The sequence below is a fragment of the Desulforapulum autotrophicum HRM2 genome (genome assembly GCF_000020365.1).
Classification (GTDB): Bacteria; Desulfobacterota; Desulfobacteria; order Desulfobacterales; family Desulfobacteraceae; genus Desulforapulum; species Desulforapulum autotrophicum.
Window position 1 is genome coordinate 3,837,866 of sequence record NC_012108.1, and the last position, 20,625, is coordinate 3,858,490.

The 20,625-nt window shown below is 49.7% G+C and carries 18 protein-coding genes and 1 pseudogene; 10 read left to right on the top strand and 9 right to left on the bottom strand.

What is annotated here, in order from left to right:
- Positions 1-53: 53 nt before the first annotated feature.
- Both HRM2_RS16725 and HRM2_RS16730 read left to right on the top strand, forming a co-directional pair.
- Entirely contained in the window at positions 54-674 is a 621-nt protein-coding gene (locus HRM2_RS16725; protein ID WP_015905225.1) for a DUF3786 domain-containing protein, read from the top strand.
- A gap of 181 nt (positions 675-855) precedes the next feature.
- Positions 856-1,509, top strand: a complete 654-nt coding sequence (locus HRM2_RS16730; RefSeq protein WP_015905226.1) for a DUF1294 domain-containing protein — start codon at positions 856-858, stop codon at positions 1,507-1,509.
- A 100-nt stretch (positions 1,510-1,609) separates the two neighbouring features.
- Here the strand turns inward: HRM2_RS16730 and HRM2_RS16735 are convergent.
- Positions 1,610-1,765 (bottom strand): annotated as a pseudogene (locus HRM2_RS16735) (IS1380 family transposase); the annotation flags it as partial.
- A 179-nt stretch (positions 1,766-1,944) separates the two neighbouring features.
- Between HRM2_RS16735 and HRM2_RS16740 the strand changes: the two are divergent.
- The 5 genes from HRM2_RS16740 (at position 1,945) to HRM2_RS16760 (ending at position 7,629) form a co-directional block, all read left to right on the top strand.
- Positions 1,945-3,162, top strand: coding sequence for an MFS transporter (locus tag HRM2_RS16740; RefSeq protein WP_015905227.1), 1,218 nt, complete (start codon positions 1,945-1,947; stop codon positions 3,160-3,162).
- Positions 3,163-3,281: 119 nt separating this feature from the next.
- The gene (locus tag HRM2_RS16745; protein ID WP_015905228.1) at positions 3,282-3,770 is read left to right on the top strand and encodes a hypothetical protein; all 489 of its coding nucleotides are present in this window, start codon (positions 3,282-3,284) and stop codon (positions 3,768-3,770) included.
- 7 nt (positions 3,771-3,777) lie between these two features.
- Positions 3,778-4,665: a DUF1835 domain-containing protein gene (locus HRM2_RS16750; protein WP_015905229.1), complete on the top strand. Its 888-nt coding sequence runs from the start codon at positions 3,778-3,780 to the stop codon at positions 4,663-4,665.
- Between the two features lie 74 nt (positions 4,666-4,739).
- Positions 4,740-5,666 (top strand): SEC-C metal-binding domain-containing protein, encoded by a 927-nt coding sequence (locus HRM2_RS27740; protein ID WP_232364058.1) that lies wholly within the window; start codon positions 4,740-4,742, stop codon positions 5,664-5,666.
- Positions 5,667-5,952: 286 nt separating this feature from the next.
- Positions 5,953-7,629 (top strand): IS1634 family transposase, encoded by a 1,677-nt coding sequence (locus HRM2_RS16760; protein ID WP_015903619.1) that lies wholly within the window; start codon positions 5,953-5,955, stop codon positions 7,627-7,629.
- Between the two features lie 301 nt (positions 7,630-7,930).
- On the opposite strand, the gene trhA is transcribed toward HRM2_RS16760, so the two are convergent.
- Complete coding sequence (gene trhA, locus HRM2_RS16765; protein ID WP_015905231.1) at positions 7,931-8,614, bottom strand: PAQR family membrane homeostasis protein TrhA; 684 nt, start codon at positions 8,612-8,614, stop codon at positions 7,931-7,933.
- 503 nt (positions 8,615-9,117) lie between these two features.
- Between trhA and HRM2_RS27745 the strand changes: the two genes are divergently transcribed.
- From HRM2_RS27745 to HRM2_RS16780, 3 genes are all read left to right on the top strand, one after another.
- Positions 9,118-9,456, top strand: coding sequence for a hypothetical protein (locus tag HRM2_RS27745; protein WP_232364059.1), 339 nt, complete (start codon positions 9,118-9,120; stop codon positions 9,454-9,456).
- A 132-nt stretch (positions 9,457-9,588) separates the two neighbouring features.
- Positions 9,589-9,885, top strand: coding sequence for an FAD binding domain-containing protein (locus tag HRM2_RS16775; protein WP_015905234.1), 297 nt, complete (start codon positions 9,589-9,591; stop codon positions 9,883-9,885).
- Complete coding sequence (locus tag HRM2_RS16780; RefSeq protein WP_015905235.1) at positions 9,885-10,802, top strand: MFS transporter; 918 nt, start codon at positions 9,885-9,887, stop codon at positions 10,800-10,802. Before HRM2_RS16775 ends, HRM2_RS16780 begins: the two co-directional genes overlap by 1 nt.
- Here the strand turns inward: HRM2_RS16780 and HRM2_RS26135 are convergent.
- Genes HRM2_RS26135 through HRM2_RS16815 form a run of 7 tightly spaced genes read right to left on the bottom strand, consistent with a single transcriptional unit; the run spans position 10,702 to position 20,622 of the window.
- Positions 10,702-11,190 (bottom strand): iron-sulfur cluster assembly accessory protein, encoded by a 489-nt coding sequence (locus tag HRM2_RS26135; protein ID WP_015905236.1) that lies wholly within the window; start codon positions 11,188-11,190, stop codon positions 10,702-10,704. The genes HRM2_RS16780 and HRM2_RS26135 overlap by 101 nt on opposite strands.
- A gap of 3 nt (positions 11,191-11,193) precedes the next feature.
- Complete coding sequence (locus tag HRM2_RS16790) at positions 11,194-12,924, bottom strand: ABC-ATPase domain-containing protein (protein WP_015905237.1); 1,731 nt, start codon at positions 12,922-12,924, stop codon at positions 11,194-11,196.
- 19 nt (positions 12,925-12,943) lie between these two features.
- Positions 12,944-14,209, bottom strand: coding sequence for an NADH:flavin oxidoreductase/NADH oxidase family protein (locus tag HRM2_RS16795; protein WP_232364060.1), 1,266 nt, complete (start codon positions 14,207-14,209; stop codon positions 12,944-12,946).
- Positions 14,210-14,236: 27 nt separating this feature from the next.
- Positions 14,237-15,076 carry a deoxyribonuclease IV gene (gene nfo / locus HRM2_RS16800; RefSeq protein WP_015905239.1) on the bottom strand — a complete coding sequence of 280 codons (840 nt, stop codon included), beginning with the start codon at positions 15,074-15,076 and terminating at the stop codon, positions 14,237-14,239.
- Positions 15,077-15,095: 19 nt separating this feature from the next.
- Positions 15,096-16,430, bottom strand: coding sequence for a TolC family protein (locus HRM2_RS16805; RefSeq protein WP_015905240.1), 1,335 nt, complete (start codon positions 16,428-16,430; stop codon positions 15,096-15,098).
- 11 nt (positions 16,431-16,441) lie between these two features.
- On the bottom strand, positions 16,442-19,483 hold the full coding sequence (locus HRM2_RS16810; protein WP_015905241.1) for an efflux RND transporter permease subunit: 3,042 nt from the start codon (positions 19,481-19,483) through the stop codon (positions 16,442-16,444).
- Positions 19,480-20,622 (bottom strand): efflux RND transporter periplasmic adaptor subunit, encoded by a 1,143-nt coding sequence (locus HRM2_RS16815; RefSeq protein WP_015905242.1) that lies wholly within the window; start codon positions 20,620-20,622, stop codon positions 19,480-19,482. The genes HRM2_RS16810 and HRM2_RS16815 overlap by 4 nt, the downstream gene beginning before the upstream one ends.
- Positions 20,623-20,625 lie beyond the last annotated feature (3 nt).

The window sequence follows — 20,625 nt, forward strand, 5'->3', positions numbered from 1 at the left end:
CGCTCGCCGTTTAGCGGGACGTTAGCCCTTATGATAAATTCCATGGAGAAAAAATGACAGATTTAATAGACAAAATTCATTTTCAGGATTTATCCGAACGAGATCCGAAGGAGGTTTGCAGGCGGGCATCATGCAAATATGATGATATAAACGAGCTTTACAAATTGTCTGTATGGGGTGACGAATACAGAATATGTCCGAATCAATCAAAAATCGACTGTATGGGTAATAACACTCAAGGGCTTCATGATTATTTTTATCTGTTTATTATCCATTATCTTCTTAAATCAAAAGAAATTGAAATATCCAACGAGTGGATATCAGAGAAAGATATTCCGGGTGGTACTGCATTCTTCCGTGGACCTCATGAAATCCCGACAAATTTAATATCAATCCGATTTAGCAATAATATTGATGAATTCAAAAAAAGATGTGAGCAACTAAATGGCAAACCAATTAACATGGCAGATGCAGCCTATAGTTTTTGGATTGCACCCCGAATTCCAGTGGCAGTATTGTATTGGCTCGGTGACGAGGATTTTCCCGCTGAATCGAAAATACTATACGATAAAACCATTTCTGAACATTTGGCATCTGACATTATATATGCTTTAGGGGTTGGGATCTGCGAAAGATTAGGAAAGCCCCATGGTAAAGAATATGTTTCTTTATAGTTCGAAAGAAGAGAAACTGAACAATGCGGTGGCTCTGAAAGAATATATAGAGTCAATAATTGATGATAAAGGCGTATAACCCTCGATTAAACAGCATCCCCGTCATCCGCAACTCAAGGGCGACGGTATACGACCACACCACCAAAGTACTAACATTTTTACTTAAGAACTGTTAGAGATCATGTTAAGAAGAGGAACCATTACATTCTGGAACGATGGGAAGGGCTTTGGATTTATTACACCCAATGCTGGTGGCAAGCAACTTTTTTTCCATATTAAATCCTGCAGCCCCCATAATCTAAGACCAGAGATCAATCAGTCCATTACCTATTCTTTGTCCGTTGACAAACAAGGGAGACCATGCGCTGTAAAAGTCATTCTTCCCGATAATGACTGCGCTCTGGAGATCAAAAAGAAGGAAAGAGGGCTTTCAGTCATTGGTGCCGTATGCTTTCTTGGCGTTGTTTGTTTCTCTGTTTTTACAGCCAAAATCCCCATCCTGGTCCTGGCTCTTTACCTGGGCGCCAGCCTGGTCACCTTCATCGTATATGCGTTGGACAAATCAGCTGCCCGAAAAGGGGCCTGGCGAACCTCGGAAAATACGCTGCACCTTCTATCACTCATTGGCGGATGGCCCGGTGCTCTCATGGCCCAACAAAAACTACGCCACAAATCCCGGAAGCAACCCTTTCGTTTCATCTTCTGGATAACGGTTCTGGTGAATTGCGGTGCCTTTACCTGGCTTTTTACTTCAACCGGCACCGCCACCCTGCAATCTTTTGTTCATGATAATTCTGACCTTCTTCATACCATTTCAAAAGCACTGACTCACTGACAACAGCAATGGGCTCATACTATTTCAGAAGACAAGCCGTTGTATTTTGAGATACTTCAGAGCCACAATTTATTGCGGTTTTCCATGGGAACAGACAGACTTGGGAGTTCTCTCTTACTTTCAGATGTTTTTGAATGGATTTGGACAACCCGATTACTTTGGCCAAGTCGAGATAGACAGACAGGCCAGCCAATGAGGTCATGCCGGTCTGAGTTTTTTCTTGTTCATACATGAATGGGAGCACGCCTTGTATCATAACTTGTTCCACCCCGTTGATGATAGTTTTTTGTTGGCACCAAGACTCTACCTGCTTGAACCATCAAGCGCAACGGGGTTTTCCTTTTTTTAGATTGTGGATTGGGGCGAGAGTGGGGATGGACAATCGCCCGACCATATGTTATTTTTATGATTTTTGCGCATGGAGACTAAACCAAATTGACGATTCAAAAACATGACAGTGAAGATCAATCTTTTCCGAAAATACCCCCGTTAAAAACGGGTAATTTACTGGTTTATGTCATGGCTGTCGCTTGTGGGGTGGCTGTGGCTAATCTCTATTACGCGCAACCGCTGCTGCACACGCTGGCCCAGGGATTTGGCACCTCCGAAGGCACAACCGGCCTCATTGTCACGATGACGCAGTTGGGTTATGTCATCGGCCTCACGCTGATCGTACCCCTTGGTGACCTGCTCGAACGACGACGACTGATCACGATCGTCTCTTCGGTAACAGCAGTGGCACTGGCGGGAGCCGCCATCTCGCCAGGAATTGGATCGTTCCTGTTTGCATGCCTGGTAATCGGCTTTACTGCGGTGGTTGCACAAGTCCTGGTACCTTTTGCCGCAGCTCTCGCCGCGGACGAGCAGCGCGGTGCCGTCATAGGTCGAGTCATGGCAGGCCTGCTGCTGGGTATTCTGCTGGCTCGGACGGTTTCGGGATTCATTGCTGACGCCTATGGCTGGCGCGCGGTCTTCTGGCTGGCGACCGCCTGCATGCTCGTTCAATCTGCCGTGTTGTGGCGGATGCTGCCACAGAGCCGGGGCGAAACTCGTCTGTGCTATCCAGCCCTGATTCGCTCGGTATTTATTTTGTTCCGTGAGGAGCCGCTGCTCAGACGACGCATTGTCTACGGGACCTGCGGTTTTGCGGCGTTCAGCGTATTCTGGACCTCACTCGCCTTTCTCCTCGCTCGACCACCCTATGGCTACAGCGACTCAGTTATCGGTCTGTTTGGACTGATCGGAGCTGCCGGCGCCCTGAGCGCAAGCTTTGCAGGCCAAATCCATGATCGTGGCGGCACACAGCCTGCCACCGGGATCTTGCTGGCCCTGGTTGTGATCGCGTTCGTGATCATGGGTGTCTACAGTACACACCTTACCGCCATCATCGTCGGTGTCGTGCTGCTTGATATTGGTCAGCAAGGCTCGCACATCCTGAACCAGAGCGTCATTTACACACTAAACAGCGAGGCGCGAAGCCGAATCACAACAGCGTACATGACCTGTTTTTTCTTCGGGGGTGTCATCGGGTCCGCGTCATCGGGCTATGTGTTCGAGTTTGGCGGATGGCCAGGAGTCACGTGGCTGGGCGGCATGTTTGGAGGCATCGCGTTTTTATACTGGCTCACGGAACTCAGAACTTGCCATGTGTGACGTTGAACCTGGTCTCTTTAACGGTACAGACACAGTTGCAGCAGACCAAAGGCATCCAGACAGACGCGGGTTACCGCCCGCGCCATTGATGCCCGCCGTAGGGAGACAATGAAAACATAATGAAAAAGACAATCCTATATCGACTATTTGGAATTGGTTCTGTTCCTGAAAAACTGCGGCCAGTGCTTGATCGGGAGGGAGTGGTTGCTATTGATGAAGGTATTGGAGGATGGTTCGTAGCAAAGCACGTTAATGGACCTGGAAAGCGATATTGTCATCGGACCGAGGGGTTTTCGGGATGCCTTGCGGTCACAAAGACGAGGGTGGTCTGCTATACCTACGGGAAACGTCAGATCAACATTTCTGTTAAAGACCCCAAGATAGTGAGCCTGTATGTCGATACCCCAACAAAACAGAAGCTGTGTATTTCCTTCGAGTCTTCTAACTTTCGCGATGGATGGCAGGGTGTAATTGAATTCCAATTCAGGACTGACAAAGCGTTCTTATTTCGGGAAGCTTTGGCGGCTATAGGCGCACAACAGGGCACTGCAGTGGACGCGGGCAAGTCTGACCCCGATCGACTGAGTTCCCCGTCTGGCAGGAGATAAACAATAGATGAGCAAGGTCTTTCACATTACTAGCGGAGACATCGCTGGTGAAAATTTGGCAAAAGCTGGTCTACCGGGTGAAATCTTCGTCTGGCATGACATTCTTTATGATGGACCTCGGCAGCCAGGTTGGCCGAGTGAAAATATTTTAAAAGCCCGTTCACTGTTTCTGGAGGAGTTCACTGCAGGTGGTCTGGACAGGGATTACATATTAAAGACCCTGCATAATCAATATCAAAAATTAGCGGAAGCAGGATCCCATGGCAAAATAATGTTGTGGTTTGATGCGTGCCTTTTTGATCAGTCCATGCTTTCCCATCTTCTTGCATGCTTAGCTCTCAAAGGAATTCAGAAAGCAGAACTTCTTTGTATCAACTCATTTCCCGGAATAGAACCATTTCATGGACTGGGGCAACTACAACCTGAGCAATTTGCATCCCTCTATAATAAACGACAACCTATCGCAAACGAACAATTCAGGTTTGCAGCCATTGTTGATAAAGCATTCGCAACCCAGGACACTGCTCTACTCACCAAATTATCACAAATGGTCAACCCGCCTTTGCCTTGGACCCCAGCCGCAGTAACACGGTGGCTACAGGAACAGCCGGATTCAATAACTGGCTTGGGAAGACTGGAAAGCCTTGCCCTCGAAGCAATTCAAAACGGTTGTGAAACACCGGATAAAATTTTCCAGTCAGTTTCTACTGCTGATATACCACCGCACTTTTGGGGTGATACAACACTATGGACAAAAATTAATGGGTTAGCGGACCGTGATCCTCCTCTCATAGGGATTGAAGGCCCTACAAAAAAGTTGCCCCAATGGGAAAGTCAGATCTCACTGAAGGAGTTCAAGATAAAACTGTTACCAAACCACTCGTTCCACAGATGAATATGATATCATAGGGTTGTCATGTTCGTGAAAGTAAAAAAAACAGGTAAAAAGGACAAGACATGTTATTCTTTATGAACGAAAATACGGGTAAAGTATCTCTTTCCTTTGTAAAAGACGGCTGTGAACAAAACTATGAATGCACTTTTTCCGCTTGTATAAACCCGGCCTGCACATGCCGGACCATTGACATTGACCTGACACCCCTACCGGGTCAGGACAATGGGTCTCTGCCTATCCCTTGCCGCAGGGTGGGAATCGATCTGAACGGGAGAAAGACGTACACATCACCCCCAAAAAAGTTGCTGCCTGAGGAAAAGGCTTTTGGAGACCTGCTTTTGTCCCAGTTGGGAGATGACGATTTTCAATTTTTGGAAATGAAGCATTTTGCCTATAAAAACAAGATCACCGAAACGGCGAATATCAATGAAATAGAGGGCTATTTTGAATACGAGGAAGTCGAACGGGATGGGTTGATGTATGCTTACAACGGTGTTTTGCCTTTTGGTGACCAGATCCTGGTCAATGTAAGGGGAGAGAGCTACCTTATTGTGGACCAGTTCTGCCTGTTGCCCAAATGTAAATGCACCGACGCAAACCTTGATCTTGTACCGGTCGGGGAAGATGCAATGGCAGCTGATCCCTGGTGTTCATTTCGGTTGACGTATGCAAAAAAGCAGTGGACCGGGATGGAAGATTTTCCTCCTCCCATACCCCTGGAAGAGATTCGATTTGCCATTGAGCAACAGCACCCAGACTTTTACAAACAGCTGAGAACACGCCATGAAAAATTGAAAAAAATCTATTTAAACAACCGCAGGAAAAATTACTTGCCGCCACAGCCCGTCAAAGCGCTGAAGACTGGCAGAAACGATCCCTGCCCCTGCGGCAGCGGTAAAAAATATAAAAAATGTTGTTTAAAGTCCACTCCATCGGTTGAACTCCCAGACAGCCGGATGGATATTTCCAGCTTTCCTTTTCCTGGACAATTTAAATTATGACTTTAAAAGAGCTGCACCCATTAATTTTCATGCCTAACAATTGGCATCTGGCTCAAAATGACACGTGCGGACAAGGGGCTTTTTGCAGCTTGCACCTCACATTCGACACCCCCAACAGAAAAAAAGGACTATTTTTTGATGACTGTTTTTCTACATGATAAAAGTAAGTTATTCAAATCGCCCTAAGATAAATAATTTTTATTTACTGAATGTAATTTACCCTAGATTTTTCTAATTTGTTTTATTATAATTTGCCAAAATGAAAAACAATACATTGAGGCAATGCATGAAAGAATTACCAGAAATAGATGGGTTTACCGTTCAACATCTTCCAATCATTTCTTCATATGCCCGTAAAATAGGGATAATTGATATAATAAACACCCTGGTCCCCACTGAAATGGGGATTGATGCCGGGACAGTTATTCTTGGAATGGTACTCGATACCTTAACCGGAAGAAGCCCCTTGTACAGACTGAATACATTTTTTAAAAATCAGGACACCGAGCTTCTTTTGGGAAAAAAGACAGACCCCCGAAAATTTTCTGATTATACCGTTGGACGTGTATTGGACAGGATATACGAATACGGTGCAATGAAGGTTTTCTCAGAGATTTCCCTACGAGCCTTAGATTATTTCAACATAGACCGTAGCCATGTAAGTTTTGATACAACCTCGGTAACTGTCCAGGGGGACTACCCTTTGTATTCCAAAGATGCCGATAACAGTAAAACCATGACGATCACCTACGGCCACAGCAAGGACCACAGGCCTGATTTGAAGCAGTTCTTGGTTAAAATGCTCTGTGTTGATCGCACCATTCCGGTATTTGGTCAAACTGAAGATGGAAATGCATCAGACAAAACCATCAACAATGAGGTGCTTTCATCCATATCAAAATACATGGCGGAAAATGGAATCAAGAAAGAAGGATTTATTTACATTGCTGATTCTGCAATGGTTACCCGAAAAAACATGGAAAAGATCGGAGATGAAATTAGGTTTATCAGCCGTCTGCCTGCAACCTACAAGGAGTGTTCCCGCCTGATCCAAAAAAGCATCGTTGAGGACAATTGGACTGATCTTGGGAAATTGTCTGATACCACGGAAACCCAAAACCGACCGGCCGCTGTGTATAAAGCATGTGAATCGGAAGCGATCTTGTATGGTCGATCATACAGGGCGGTTGTGGTTCATTCAAGCGCCCACGATAAAAGACGGCAAAATCGAATTGATCGAGAGCTGAAGAATGAGCATACAGAACTTTCGAAAAGAATCAAAATCTTGTCAAAGCAGGAGTTCTTCTGCCATGCGGATGCTGAGAAAGCGGCTATAGAGATGAGCGAAGCAAAACATGTTTTTTATAAACCCGTCACCCAGGTTGTTGAAATCCCGAAATATAAACGGGGACGGCCCAAAAAAGACGGCTCCCGGGCATTGGACAAAATGATGTACAGTATCTCTTGTGAATTGGCCGAGACCGAAGCTGTGGAAAATCTCAAAAAAGAAACTGGATGTTTTGTCCTGTTGTGCAATGTGGACAGGGACGGCCAGAAAGGATACAGTTCCTACGATATCCTCCGGACGTACAAAGATCAATATGGGATCGAGCAAAACTTTGGTTTCATAAAGAACACACCGATCGTGAATTCGATTTTTCTAAAAAAAGCTGAACGTATAGAGGTGCTGGCCCTTGTTCTTCTCCTGTCTCTTTTGATCTGGCGTCTTATCGAATATAACATGAGACGATATGCGAAAAAAGAGAACAAGGATCTTCCCGGCTGGAATAAAAGAAGAACTTTCAAACCCACCTCGTTTATGCTGATGATAAGTTTTCAGTATCTGATGATTTTAAAAATCGGGAATCACAGACGACTGAACAGACCCTTATCCACGAAGCAATTAGAATATTTAAAGGCGTTGGGCCTGAAGTCTCAAATATTCACAACTCCCGGCGGATAATCAATACCCCAAAAAAATGGTGGAGATTTATACTCTATGGTGCGGAATGTGAGTTGCACGTTTAGGTTCGAGTTATTATTCTAATGGCTTATAAAGTCTAAATCCTTCAGGTGCTCGCAAGCTCGCAGCCTTGACAATACTGGCTTATATGCTATTCGATATTCAGCGACGGCGACGGGAGCGCGACGCATCACTCCGGCTCTGGGAGCTGGGTATGGGCGAGTTTTCCTTCAGGATGAAGGGACGCTACCCACATGAAATGGCAAAGAGCCAAAAACAAAAAAAGATAAATGAGAACTTTTTATTCTTCCGTCAAATAAAAAAGTATCCCGAAAAAATGTGTGATACTCCCTCCCAGAACAAAAAGATGCCAAACCGCATGATTATATGGCATTTTTTCCCATGCATAAAATATAATCCCGAGGGTGTATGACAACCCGCCAATAAGAAGCCAGACAAGTAATTTCAACGGGACTGTTTGCAACATTGGTTTTATAGCAATGACAATGAGCCAACCCATGGCAATATAAAATAAAACAGAAATTTTATCGTATTTCCCTGTTAGGAAGATCTTTGTAATAATACCAGCCACAGCCATTGCCCAGACAATTCCGAAGACAGTCCATCCCCACGCCCCAGGAATTGAAACTAAAACGATAGGGGTATATGATCCAGCGATTAGTAAATAAATTGAAGAGTGATCCATTACTTTGAAGAATTGTTTTATTCGTCCATGGGAAAAGCTATGATACAAGGTGGATGATAAATACAGAATAATCAGGGAGCTTCCGTATACACTATAGCTGACGACTCTCAACGTATCACCATTCCCAGAAGCAGAAACAAGCAAAATAGCAAGAGCTGCAATACTCAATGCTGCGCCGATTCCATGTGTAATACTGTTTGCAATTTCTTCCCCCAAGCTCTGAACTGCCGGGTCTGAAACATCATCAATCTGCTGTTTTGTCGTTTTGCTGTTTTTCATATTTAATACGTTATATCTCTCTTAAAATTACATGGATTAAAATTTGGTTTGATTTTTATATAAAACACTCGCCAAAGCATTGTCAATGAAGGTGTTTCAAAATTCGTTGAGGCCGGAGCCATACCTCGCTCCGGCCGTGCCGGTTATAAAACAATGAATTGAGTAACCACAAGAACCAACGTCCTGGGAATAATCAAAAGACACGAAATTTCATGACTCTTTTGATTCAAACCGAATCTTATTTCTTGATAGTTTTAATCTGACAATCATGCCACTTGTGGGTAGCTGAAAAAAAGCGAAGGTCATTATTGAAAAATCCTGTTGTAAATATGAATAAATTCCCCATACAGATCCATCTGACATGGATAAGGCCCATGCTCGGAATAAAATTTTCCAAAACATGGCGTAGGATTTTAAGTCGTATTCAAGGCGCTTTAATGGAGCATATTGAAATATGTGCCCATTAAGGCAACGAAGAAGACAGCTTAAAACTGGCCTCCCGTATGACAGACCAGTTTTCCATCCGTCTGGAGGGGAGAACCATCCGGCTGACCCTGCGACAGGATTTAGCATATCCGTCTGTTGAACCGGAACCAGGAAATTTTCTGGCGGGAAAAGGGCAACTCTCCATTAATCCGAATCCAGACTCTTTTCTGGTCAGGGATGCCTGTATCCCTGCCCTGGGACTGTTCAGCGGCTGGGCTTTTGCCCCCTATTCTCCCAGCAAACACAGGGTTCCGTTTCCCCAACTGGATCCGCATCTCCCTGGTCCAGGCACCGGTAATGGAAGCTTTCTGCCATATTTTTTCCCAGGTCATAAACAAAATTTTTCCACCGGATAAAGGATAAGATCCCGCCCTGGTGGCCTTTCTCCGGGCGATTAATTCCTTGACAATTAAACTGGATAATCCATAATCCATGACCATATTTGTTGTCTATGAATTCCATGATGCAACTTACGATAAAGATTAAAAATGAATATAAAGCCACCACCTGAAATCGGAATTTCAACACTAAGACCCGACGCATTCACCAAGGTCAAGGGTGTTGAAAGATTCACCATAGACCGGCCCTGCATTGTTCAAAGCCGGAAAACCGAGGCCTTTTTATGTGGCAGCCCCCTGGAGCCAGAAGTATTGGAAATGGCTGCAGAGCTGGCAAGGGTTGCGGTTTCACCTATCTCAGATGTCCGGGCCACTAAAGCCTATCGGCGGGATGTGGCCGGCAGACTGTTGATGAGGATGGACCAGGCTGTCCAGGGAGCGAGTTGATGGACAATGCCAAGCCGGATCGACTGTGGACCTGGCCCTTTGTGGTGCTGCTGGCCATCACCTTCCTGACCTATGCCAATATCTCGGTCTTTTTTGAATTTTATGCCTACCTGGAAACCTGCCCCATTGATCCGGCCTGGTTCGGCACCATCATCGGGATCTTTGCCGCGGTCTCCCTGGTGGTCCGTCCCCTGGTCAGCCCCTTTTTCCAGCCGGGCAATGCCCGGAGTTTTTTGATCCTGGGCGCGGTCATGGTGATCCTGGCCCTGGCCGGCTACAGCACGACCCAGGGACTTTGGGGACTGATGGGGGTCCGGATCTTTCACGGCCTGGCCTTTGTAGTCATGGGCTCGGCCCTGACCGCCCTGATGATGGCCCATGTGCCCCCCAAAGGCTCGGCCCGGTTTTTTGGTATCCTTTCCATTGTGATCCTCATTCCCAATACCTTGGTCCCGCCCCTGCTGCCTGTCCTCACCGGGCTCGCCAAGGGCTTGCCCGGGGTGCTTCTGGGATTTGCAGGGTTCACCGCCCTGGTCTTTTTTTTGCTGCCCCTGGTTCCCGGAGAAAATGCAGGAAAAGGAGGAATTGCCCAGACCCAGGCCCTGACCCGGGCGGAAATCATACAGAACCTCACCGATGCCAGGGTGCTGATCCTGCTGTCAGCCATGTTCTGCATGTACTGCGGCCATGCGTTGGTTTTCTTCTTTCTGGACGGATTCAGCAAAACCATGGGCATTGCCCATGCCGGCCTGTTTTTGACCCTGTCCACCGCAGGAGAAATCGGGGTCCGCCTTGTGGGGGGAATGGGAGAGCCTGCTATGAATCACACTTTTCACCCTGGGAACATGGCTTTTCAACAATGGGCCAGGTTTTGTCGTTCAGGGTCAAGGAAAGCTGCCCCTCCCGTTCGTCCATGAACTTTGACAATTTTACAAGGGCCCGGTCTGTAAATTTAATGGTGTGCTCTCCGGTTTCAAGGTAAAGTGCATCGTTTGCCGTGTAGAGCTGCTCCGGGCAGAGGGTCATTTTTGTCCCGTTGTTCAGAACCAGGCTCCCCTTTGAGACATTGATGTCAACCACAAAAAGCGCCGTGTCTTCATGGCGGAAATAGACCTTTTCCTCAAACTCGTCCGTGAGCTGGTACACATGGTAACCCATGTCGTCTTTGCGGATGGAGGCGTTAAAGTAGGCGATCAGCTTTGGATGTTCAAACCGACCGTGTTCGTTGTGCCACACCCCGTTTTTGTCCATCCAGAATACCGCCTTGTCCCTGGGTATGATGATCTGCTTAATGTCTGAAGTCATGGATTAGGTCAACCTTTCAAATAATTCGTGTTTAATGCTGAGTGTTCTCATGCGGTTGATGGCAGCGGCGAGTTCAAGGGATCTAAACCTTGCAAGATCACCTGCCACAAAGGGCATGAGCATGTCCAGCCCTTCGTGTTCAAGGGCTTCGTCAACTGCCGTTATCACCTGCTTGAGGCTCATATTTGCGTCCATGTACCTCCCTGCATGGACAAGGGCCCAGGCCAGGGCCCGGGTCTGGGAAGGATGAACGATCTGCTCCACGTCCCCCATATCGACCAGGTCATCACCCAGAAGTATGGCCCGCCGGCCCCGGCTCTTTATCCGTTTTCTTCCCGCTGCTGTCCGGGGATTGATGCTCGTATTCAGGGGGATCCTCGCCCCTGGGTCGGGCAGTTTACCCCGGGCCTCATTTTTTCTCTTTGACCTGTGGCGTTCAAAAATGCCCCTGGCCCGGGCCGTGACATCCAGGCAGGTGAAATCCTTCATCTGAATGACATGGTCGGCAACGCCAAGGTAGTCACCTGAACCGCCCGTCACAAGCACCGTGGACACGCCCCTCTCCCGGTAAAGGGCTTCGACCCTGTCGATAAAAGGGGTGATGGGCTCGTTCTCTTTTGCCACAAGGTGCTGCATCAACATATCCCGGACCATGAAATTTGTCGCACAGGTGTCCTCGTCAAGGAGCAATGCTGAGGCCCCTGCCTCCAGGGCTTCGCAGATGGCCGCAGCCTGGGAGGTACTGCCGCTGGCATTGGCCGTGGAAAAAATCGTGGTTGATTTTCCTTGCGGCAGGTGGTTGATAAATGCTGAGATATCGGTTTTCTCGATATTTCTGCCCTCTGCGGCCCGGATCTTCACGGCACCTGCCCCGGTCACCACCCGCTCCCGGCCATCTCCTGGGACATGATTGTAAACGCCTGCGGCCAGGGCCTTTAACAGGGTGGATTTTCCGTGGAACCCACCCCCCACGATCAAGGTCACCCCCTTGGGAATGCCAAGGCCCACGATCCCTTTCTGGTTGGGAAAATCCACCCTCACCTCAAAAGCTTCAGGAGAGATAAACGGAACAATGGACCCATTTTTCAAAGGAGCATCGTCGATGCCACTGGCCCGGGGTAACAGCGAACCGTTTGCCACAAAAGCGACAAGTCCCAGGGCGTCAAGCCTGGACCTCAGAAAATCAGCATCCTCTACCGCTTCAATATGCCGGTGCACCCTGCCGGAATCTGCTCTGTCCATGAAAAGCGAACCGGCAACGATGTCGGGCAGCACACGGATAAACATGACCGTTGCATCCTTTGAGGCGATCCTGCGGTCAGACGCCGGAAGGCCCATGAAAAACCTTGCCTCAACATACTCCGGGGTCACCACCATGGCTGAATGCTCAAGGATCTCCTGCCCGGGTCGATCAATGGTGATCAGACCGCTCTTTCCCGTCCCCCGTTCCTGGGTTGCCTTGTCCCGGCAATGGTCAGAAAAACTGCGGGTCAGAAAGTCACAAAGGGCAATATTCCGGCTTTTGTTTGATGTCAGGCCAGGACCAAAACCTGTTGCGGACCGGTCAACCCGAACCCGCATCCTGCTCGGGGTGGCATAGGGGTCTGTCTGAACATGATCGATGAACAGTTCAAATCCGTCAAACCGGTAATTGCCCTTTAAGATTTGATAGGCCTTGTACCCCTTGCCGTTGACCTGATCAAGGCGCCTTACAAGCTCTGTTTTGTCATTCATCCTTTTTCTCCCTGGACTCTCAGGCCCGACGTCGTTTAAACGAAGTCGCCCCCATGCCGGCCAACTGCATCCACACGGTTCTCCAGGCTGAAAGATTTTTTTTGGGATCCTTTCCCCGGGCCATGCGATGGATCTGCTGCTCAAACCAGACAAGGCCGATTCCCAGACTTTTGTCCAGATTTTTAATGCCGGTGGTCGGGGAAGCAAGATCAAGAGTATAATCTGGGTCAGCCAGGACTCTCTGGGGCAAATCAGGCACGAGGACAAGGGGCCGGGCAAGGCCCACAAAATCTGTGGCTCCGGAATCAAGGGCTGCCTGCATCCCCCGGGCACTTCTGAAACCACCAGTAACGGCCAGGGGAGCTGTGGCCACCCTGCGCACCTTTTCCGCATAGTCCATGAAATACGCTTCCCGATTTCGGGTACTCTCCTTGACCTGGTTTTTTAAAGACCCCATCATGGAAGGATTCTCATAGGTGCCTCCTGAAATTTCGATCAAATCCATACCGGCCTGGGCGAGCTGATCCACCACGGCCATGGAGTCAGTTTCAGAAAAACCGTCTTTCATAAAATCGGCAGAGTTCAATTTAATGCCCACGGGGAAGGCAGCCCCCACCCGTTCACGTATGGCCCTGTAGATCTCCAGAACAAATCGCATACGGTTTTCAAGGCAGCCGCCCCATTGATCCTCCCGCTGGTTATGGCGGGGGGAAAGAAACTGGCTGACAAGGTAGCCGTGGGCCCCGTGGATCTGAACCCCGGTAAAACCAGCCTCCTTTGCCAGGGCAGCTGCAGCGGCAAACCGCTGGATAATTTCCAGGATTTCAGATTCTTCAAGTGCCCGGGGGGTGTTGAACGCCTTTTCAAGCCCTCGTCCCAGGGGAACAGCCGAAGGTGCCACAGGTTCTTTGGCCAGAAACGAAGGAATCTGTTTACCTGGATGATTCAACTGTGCCCAGAAATGTGAACCGCAGGTTGTGGCCGCCCGTGTCCAGTTACGAAAGGCAGCAAGGTCACTTTGATCGTCCAGCACCACATTTTTCGGTTCGCCAAGGGCGGTCCGGTCAATCATGATATTACCGGACATGTTCAGGCCAACACCACCTTTGGCCCAGCGTTCATAAACCCGGGCAAGACCGGGTACAGGATCGTGGTGTCGTGTGCCAAGCTGTTCGCTCATGGCCGATTTCAAGAAACGGTTGGGGATGACTGCACCGCAGGGCAGTTTAAAGGGAGAGGCTAAATCGATGGTTTCGGTCATGGATTGTTTTGTCCTTTTTTCCAAGGGGGTTACAAGGTTAATCGTGCAGGGTTACAAAAAAGCCCTGAGTTGCTGAATTTCGCTCGCCCACAGGGAGGGGTCAGGGGTTTCAAGGATCAGGGGAATATTGTCAAACCGGGTGTCTTTCATGATTCGTTCAAAGGGTGCCATGCCAAGGGTTCCCTGGCCCAGGCTCGCATGGCGGTCCACCCGTGACCCCATGGCTTTTGTTGAATCGTTGAGGTGCATTCCCTTAAGATAATCAAATCCAATCACCCGGTCAAAGGTCTCAAAGGTCTGGTGAAATCCATGTTCGCTTTTGAGATCATACCCTGCGGAAAAACTGTGGCAGGTATCAAGGCACACCCCGACCCGGGTCTTGTCCTCAACCTGGTCTATGATAGTTCGTATCTGGGAGAAATCAAATCCAAGATTGGTTCCCTGGCCTGCCGTGTTTTCAATGACAGCAGTGACATCCTGGGTCTGTTCAAGGGCAAGGTTGATGGATGCGGCAATGGTGGCAAGGCATGGGTCAATGTCAATCCGCCCCAGGTGGCTTCCGGGATGGAAGTTGAGCAGGGAAATGCCCAGCTGCTGGCACCGTTCCATCTCGTCCACAAAGGCGGCCCTTGATTTTTCCAGACTCTCCCTGTCCGGATGCCCCAGGTTGATCAGGTAGCTGTCATGGGCAAGGATCTGGCCCGGACCATAGCCAAGGGTCCTGCAGGCCTCTTTAAATCCCAGAATACTTTTTTCGGTCAGGGTTTTTGCCTTCCACTGGCGCTGGTTTTTGGTGAACAATGCAAAGGCGGTTGCTCCGATGAGACCTGCATTTTTCGGGGCATTTTCCACACCGCCCGCAGCACTTACATGGGCACCGATGTATTTCATGGCTCTCCTTTTTAGCCTATTATTCCAGGTTGTCGAGCCTGCCGGTTTCAGCCATCAGGTTGACAAGGGCAATCTGATAATCAATCCAGGTGAAGGCCACGGCGCCTGAGGCTCGGACAAGGTCTGTCTGGGCCTGGTTGAGCCGGGTCAGGGGAAGGGTTCCGGCCCGGTAGGCTGTCTCCACATGATCCCTTATCCGCCGGGTTAATTCAAGGGTTTTGTTCTGGCGCTCATAGGTTTCAAAGGCCGTGTCTGCCCGATCCCGGCTCTGGTGGATTGCCGAGGATATGGACAACAGCAGGCCCTGGCGCTGGTGATCAAGGGCGCGTATTTGAGCGTTTACCGCCTCAATTTTCCCACTTGTCCGGCCACCGGTATACAGATCCCAGGAGGCGACAATGCCCACATAGGTGTCATGCTCCTCCTGGTCTATGACGGTGATATCATCCTGGAAGAGATAATCCGCCCCGGAAACAAGGGCAATGGTGGGTGAATTTGCGCCCTTCTGTGCCCTGAGGCGCTGGTCCAGGGCCAAGGCCCCCTGATCCAGAGCCTTTAAATCCGGCCGATGCTCCAGGGCAAATTGATAATCAGCGTCAAAGCTGTCTGGGGGATGTCTTTGCCCCTTGGATATCCGAACGGGATAAAGATTTGGGGGCAGTAGAGCCCCTGGCAGGCCCATGAGCTGGGCCAGTACCGTTTTAACGATCTTGAAATCCCGCTGTGCCGTCAGAAAATCACTCTCTGCCTGGAGGGCCTTTACTGAGAAGTTGAGCATTTCAGCCTCGGGAACGGTTCCCACCTCCCATCGAATCCTGGAGTCCCGTTCCAATACCTGGTTGAACTGCTGGTTCTCCCTTGCAACCACCATGCCTTCAACGGCAAGCTGGGCCTGGTAAAAGGCCGTTGCAACGGCCTTAAGCAGCAATCGCCGGGTTTCGGCCAGCATCTGTTTTCGCTGTTCAACACCGTAATTTGCCGCAAGGGCGTTGGCCTCTCGGGCAAACCCATCAAAAATCAGCCAGGTCAGCCCAAGACCGACCCCGGTTTCGTTGTAGGACTCGTTCAGTCGGTATGTGGGCATCCAGTCCGGTTGAATGGTCGCATCAATGGCCTTGACATTACCCGTTAAAGAGACTGTGGGAAGATAGGCAGACCGGGCCTGTTTAACCACAGCCCGGGCAGATTCAATCCTCGCCTTTGCCTCAAGGATGTCAGGATTCCTGGCTAGGGCTGTTTTAAATGCCTGGTCCAGGGTTAAAGAGCCCTGGGGAATATCCGGCAGATCCGCTTTGGCAAATACCGTGGTCCAGGCACAAACCACTGAAAGACAGATAAATATCACAAATTTCATAGCTGGATTCCTCATAGATACCGCTTCTCTGACTTAATCCGGTAAAATAGACAATAGAGCAGCGGAACAACAATCAGGGTTAAAAAAGTTGCCACAAAAAGACCACCCATGATGGTGACGGCCATGGTCGCGAACATGGGATCAAAGACCAGGGGCAGCATGCCCAGAATGGTGGTTCCAGAAGCCATGATCACGGGCCGCATGCGGCTGACAGAGCTATCCAGAATAGCCTTGTAGGGGGGGTAATCCTCTTTCAAAAAAATTTCCACCTGTTCGATCAGTACAATGGCATTCTTGATCAGCATGCCGCTGAGCCCCAGAAAGCCCAGGATGGCCATGAAGCCAAAGGGCAGATCCATGATCAAAAGCCCGGCGGCAATCCCCATGATGGAAAGGGGCACGGTCAGAAAGATGACCAGGGGCGTTCGAACGGAGTTGAACAGACCGACCACAATGACAAACATCCCGAGCACGCAAAGGGGAAATATTTTGCCCAAAGGTTCCCTTGCATCGTTTGAGGCTTCAAACTCGCCGGCCCACTCAAGGCTGTAACCCGGAGGAAGATCAAGGGCTTCAATCTTCTGGGCCATGGCAAGGCGAAGGGGAGCGGCAAGACCCCTGGCGGGGTTACACTGAACCGTCACGGCCCGCTGCTGATCCCGGTGACCTATCAGGGGCCATTCCCAGACGGTTTTCACCCCGGTGATGACTTGATTAATGGGAATAAACAAACGGTTCGCATGGCTGTAAATCTGGACATTGTCAAGGTCGCCCACTGAATTGCGTTGTTTTTCCGGCGGCCGGGTAATGATGGGAATCAGTTCGTCCCCCTCCCTGTAGAGCCCGGCCACAACGCCTGTGAACTGCCACTTCAACGCACTGGAAAACTCACTCCTTGTGACTCCTGACCTGCGGGCCTGACTCTGGGAGAATTCAGGTCTTATCACCCGTACCTGCTGGCGCCAGTCGGTTCTTACGTCCCGGGTGTTCGGGGTCTGCTCCATGATCTTTCCGGCCTGGTCGGCAAGATCCTGTAGAACCTTGATATCAGGTCCCCTAAATCTTGCCTCCACCTGAAAGGTGACGGGTGGCCCGGAAACTATCTTTCGTGCATAGGGCTCGGCATCGGGAAAATTTGCCGCAAGATAAGCGTTGACCTGTTTGACAAGCCCGTTAATCTGGAGATAATCGTCAACCTCCACCAGCAGCTGGCCGTAACTTGGATTGGGAATCTGGTAATCATAGGAGAGAAGAAACCTGAGGGCCCCTTCTCCTGCAAAGGTGGTGATATTTTTCACCCCATCCATCTGCCGAACAAATTGTTCAATCTTTGCCAGATCGTCGGCCGTATGGTTGATATGGGTTCCCTGGGACTTCCAGAAGTTTACGTAAAAATAACGCTGGGTGGAGTCAGGAAAAAAAGCAGAAGGGATGGAACCAAACCCGATGATCGACAGCAACATCAGCAGGCTGACAACCACCAGTGTCAGATAGCGCCACCTGAGGGCCAGATGGAGCATGCGCCGGTAGATGCGAAAAATCCTTGAGCCATAGGGATCTTTCATCGCCTGTGATTCCGGGGTCTTGAGAAACCACACGCAGAAAAGCGGAGTAATGGTTACGGCAAAAAGCCAGCTGAGCAACAGAGAAAGGGCCATGACCTGGAACAGGGACCTGCAGAATTCACCCACATTTCCCGGGGCATACCCAATGGCGGCAAATGCCAGGATGGCCACAAAGGTGGCTCCCAACAGGGGCCACTGGTTTTCCCTGACCACCTGGACGGCAGCACTCTCCCGGCTTTCCCCCCGGGTGACCCGCACAAGGATGCCGTCCGTCACCACGATTGCGTTGTCAACCAGCATGCCCAGGGCAAGGATCAGGGCACCAAGGGAAATTTTCTGAAGATCGATCCCCATGAGCAGCATGCCCATGAAAGTTCCAAGGATGGTCAGCAAAAGGATGATACCGATGAGCATGCCGCTCTGCCATCCCATGAAAATCATGAGCAGCACCACCACAATGACCACCGCCTCTGCCAGGTTTATAAGAAAGGCGTTCACCGATTCAGTCACCACACGGCTCTGGTAATAAATGGTATTAAGGGCCATACCCGGCGGCTGCCGGGCCTCAAGTTCATGGAGTTTTTCCCTCACCGAATCTCCCATGGTGATGACATTGCCGCCATCCACGGTGGAAACGCCAATGCCGATGCAGGGACGACCGTTGTATCGCATCATGTTCCTGGGCGGTTCCCAGTATCCCCTCGTGATTGTGGCGATGTCTCCAAGCCTGACCATTGAACCGGCCCCACCGATCAAAAGATCAGCAATCATGGTTTCACTCTTGAACTCGCCCGTGGGGGAGATACGCATGTATTCGGTATTGACATCCACCTTACCGCTTGATTCCACAACGTTCTGGAGGTGAAGGGTCTGGTAGATCAAATCAGGAGAAATACCCAGCCCGGCAAGTTTACTGGGCTCGAACTCGATATAAAGGACCTGCTGCTGGATTCCCCAGAAATCTATTTTTGCCACATCCTTGCACAGGAGCAGCTCTTTCTTAAGATATTCAGCCTGGTCCTTTAGCTGGGCCAGGGTGTAATTATCACCGGTCAAGGCAAAGAAAACCCCGTAAACATCACCGAAATCATCGTTAACCTGGGACGGCCCTGCTCCAGGGGGAAGGGTCGCCTGGATATCAGCCACCTTTCTTCTGAGTTCATCCCAGATCTGGGGCAACTCTCGTTTGTTGAACGCATCCTTCATCTCCACATACACAAAGGAGATGCCCTCCTGGGAGGTCGAATAGATTTCCTTGACCTGGCCCATGGATTTGATGGCCTCCTCAACCTTCTCCGTAATCTCCTCTTCCACCTCCAGGGGTGTAGCACCGGGATAGGGGGTAATCACAAGGGCTGTTTTAATGGTAAAGGTGGGATCTTCAAGTCGTCCCAGATGTTCAAAGGCCAGGAGACCTCCCCCGATCAGAAGCAGGGTCAAGATTGCCAGGAATGTTCGTCTGTTAAGAGCAAATCGGGCCGGGTTCATTCGTGGTTTCCTTCCATGGAAATGTCTTTGAGTGTCATGTCTGAACGTATAAAATCAACACCTTTGACAACAATCTGGTCTCCAATGGCAAGACCCTGTTTGATAATGATGCGCGAAGCGCCGTTTAAACTGCCGACCTCAACTTTCGTTTTCCGGGCCGTGGACGATGCTGCGTCAAAAACCCACACGGAGGAATCACCACTGCTGTCAGTGACAAGTGCCTTTGCCGGGATCGTGATACTGGAATCTTCGTTCTGGGGTGTTGACCAGATCACCTCGGCCGTCATGCCCGGCAGCACCATGAAATCCTTGGGCGCCGGCAGGGTAAAGACCATGGCATAGGTTCGGGTAACGGGATCGGCATCGGTATTCCATTCTGATAGAACCACCTGAAAGCGCTTATCAGGTCTGGCCGGAAAGGAGGCAAGGGCCTCTGAGCCCCTCCTGAGCCCTCGACTGATGATCTCATTTTCCGGCACTTTAATTTCAATTTCCAGGGTATCAATGGCATGGAGGCCCAGAACCACCCTTCCCGGCTGTACCATCTCATTATTTTCAATCAACTGGGCCGTTATAATGGCGTCATAGGGTGCCCGAAGTGAGGTATAGGCCAGCTGATGCCGGGCAATCAAAAGCTGGGCATCAATGGCCGTCACGGACGAGGTAAGAGTGCGTACACTGTTTTTAGCATGGTCGTGATCCACCTCGGGAATCACCTTTTTGTTGAAAAGGGTTTCGATCCTTGCAAAATCAAGGTTTGCCGTATCCAGCTGGGCGACCACCCCCGCCTTCTGGGCCTCAAGCACCCTGATTCTGTCCTCATAATCCTGGGGATCAATCTGCATGAGGACCTGGCCTCGTTTAACGGCATCCCCGGGTTTAATGTTCACCCGGATCAGGGGACCTGCCACCCTGAAGGCAAGCTTTGCGGTTTTGGAAGCCTTGACTGTTCCAGGATATTTTTTTTCCGCGTTGATATTAGTAATGCCGACCTTTTCTATGACAACGCCGCGGGTATCAGCAGCATCTGACGCATCCGGGACTGTTTCAGCGTTCAGGGCAAGGCAGTGTGCCCCAATGAAAAAGCTCGAAACAATGAGAACCGTCACGGTTAACACAATCAATCGTCTGGGTTTCATTTG

Coding starts and splice junctions, on each gene's coding strand:
- HRM2_RS16725 (WP_015905225.1), top strand. CDS start 54: ATGACAGATTTAATAGACAAAATTCATTTTCAGGATTTATCCGAACGA.
- HRM2_RS16730 (WP_015905226.1), top strand. CDS start 856: ATGTTAAGAAGAGGAACCATTACATTCTGGAACGATGGGAAGGGCTTT.
- HRM2_RS16745 (WP_015905228.1), top strand. CDS start 3,282: ATGAAAAAGACAATCCTATATCGACTATTTGGAATTGGTTCTGTTCCT.
- HRM2_RS16750 (WP_015905229.1), top strand. CDS start 3,778: ATGAGCAAGGTCTTTCACATTACTAGCGGAGACATCGCTGGTGAAAAT.
- HRM2_RS27740 (WP_232364058.1), top strand. CDS start 4,740: ATGAACGAAAATACGGGTAAAGTATCTCTTTCCTTTGTAAAAGACGGC.
- HRM2_RS16760 (WP_015903619.1), top strand. CDS start 5,953: ATGAAAGAATTACCAGAAATAGATGGGTTTACCGTTCAACATCTTCCA.
- trhA (WP_015905231.1), bottom strand. CDS start 8,614: ATGAAAAACAGCAAAACGACAAAACAGCAGATTGATGATGTTTCAGAC.
- HRM2_RS27745 (WP_232364059.1), top strand. CDS start 9,118: ATGACAGACCAGTTTTCCATCCGTCTGGAGGGGAGAACCATCCGGCTG.
- HRM2_RS16775 (WP_015905234.1), top strand. CDS start 9,589: ATGAATATAAAGCCACCACCTGAAATCGGAATTTCAACACTAAGACCC.
- HRM2_RS16780 (WP_015905235.1), top strand. CDS start 9,885: ATGGACAATGCCAAGCCGGATCGACTGTGGACCTGGCCCTTTGTGGTG.
- HRM2_RS26135 (WP_015905236.1), bottom strand. CDS start 11,190: ATGACTTCAGACATTAAGCAGATCATCATACCCAGGGACAAGGCGGTA.
- HRM2_RS16790 (WP_015905237.1), bottom strand. CDS start 12,924: ATGAATGACAAAACAGAGCTTGTAAGGCGCCTTGATCAGGTCAACGGC.
- nfo (WP_015905239.1), bottom strand. CDS start 15,076: ATGAAATACATCGGTGCCCATGTAAGTGCTGCGGGCGGTGTGGAAAAT.
- HRM2_RS16805 (WP_015905240.1), bottom strand. CDS start 16,430: ATGAAATTTGTGATATTTATCTGTCTTTCAGTGGTTTGTGCCTGGACC.
- HRM2_RS16810 (WP_015905241.1), bottom strand. CDS start 19,483: ATGAACCCGGCCCGATTTGCTCTTAACAGACGAACATTCCTGGCAATC.
- HRM2_RS16815 (WP_015905242.1), bottom strand. CDS start 20,622: ATGAAACCCAGACGATTGATTGTGTTAACCGTGACGGTTCTCATTGTT.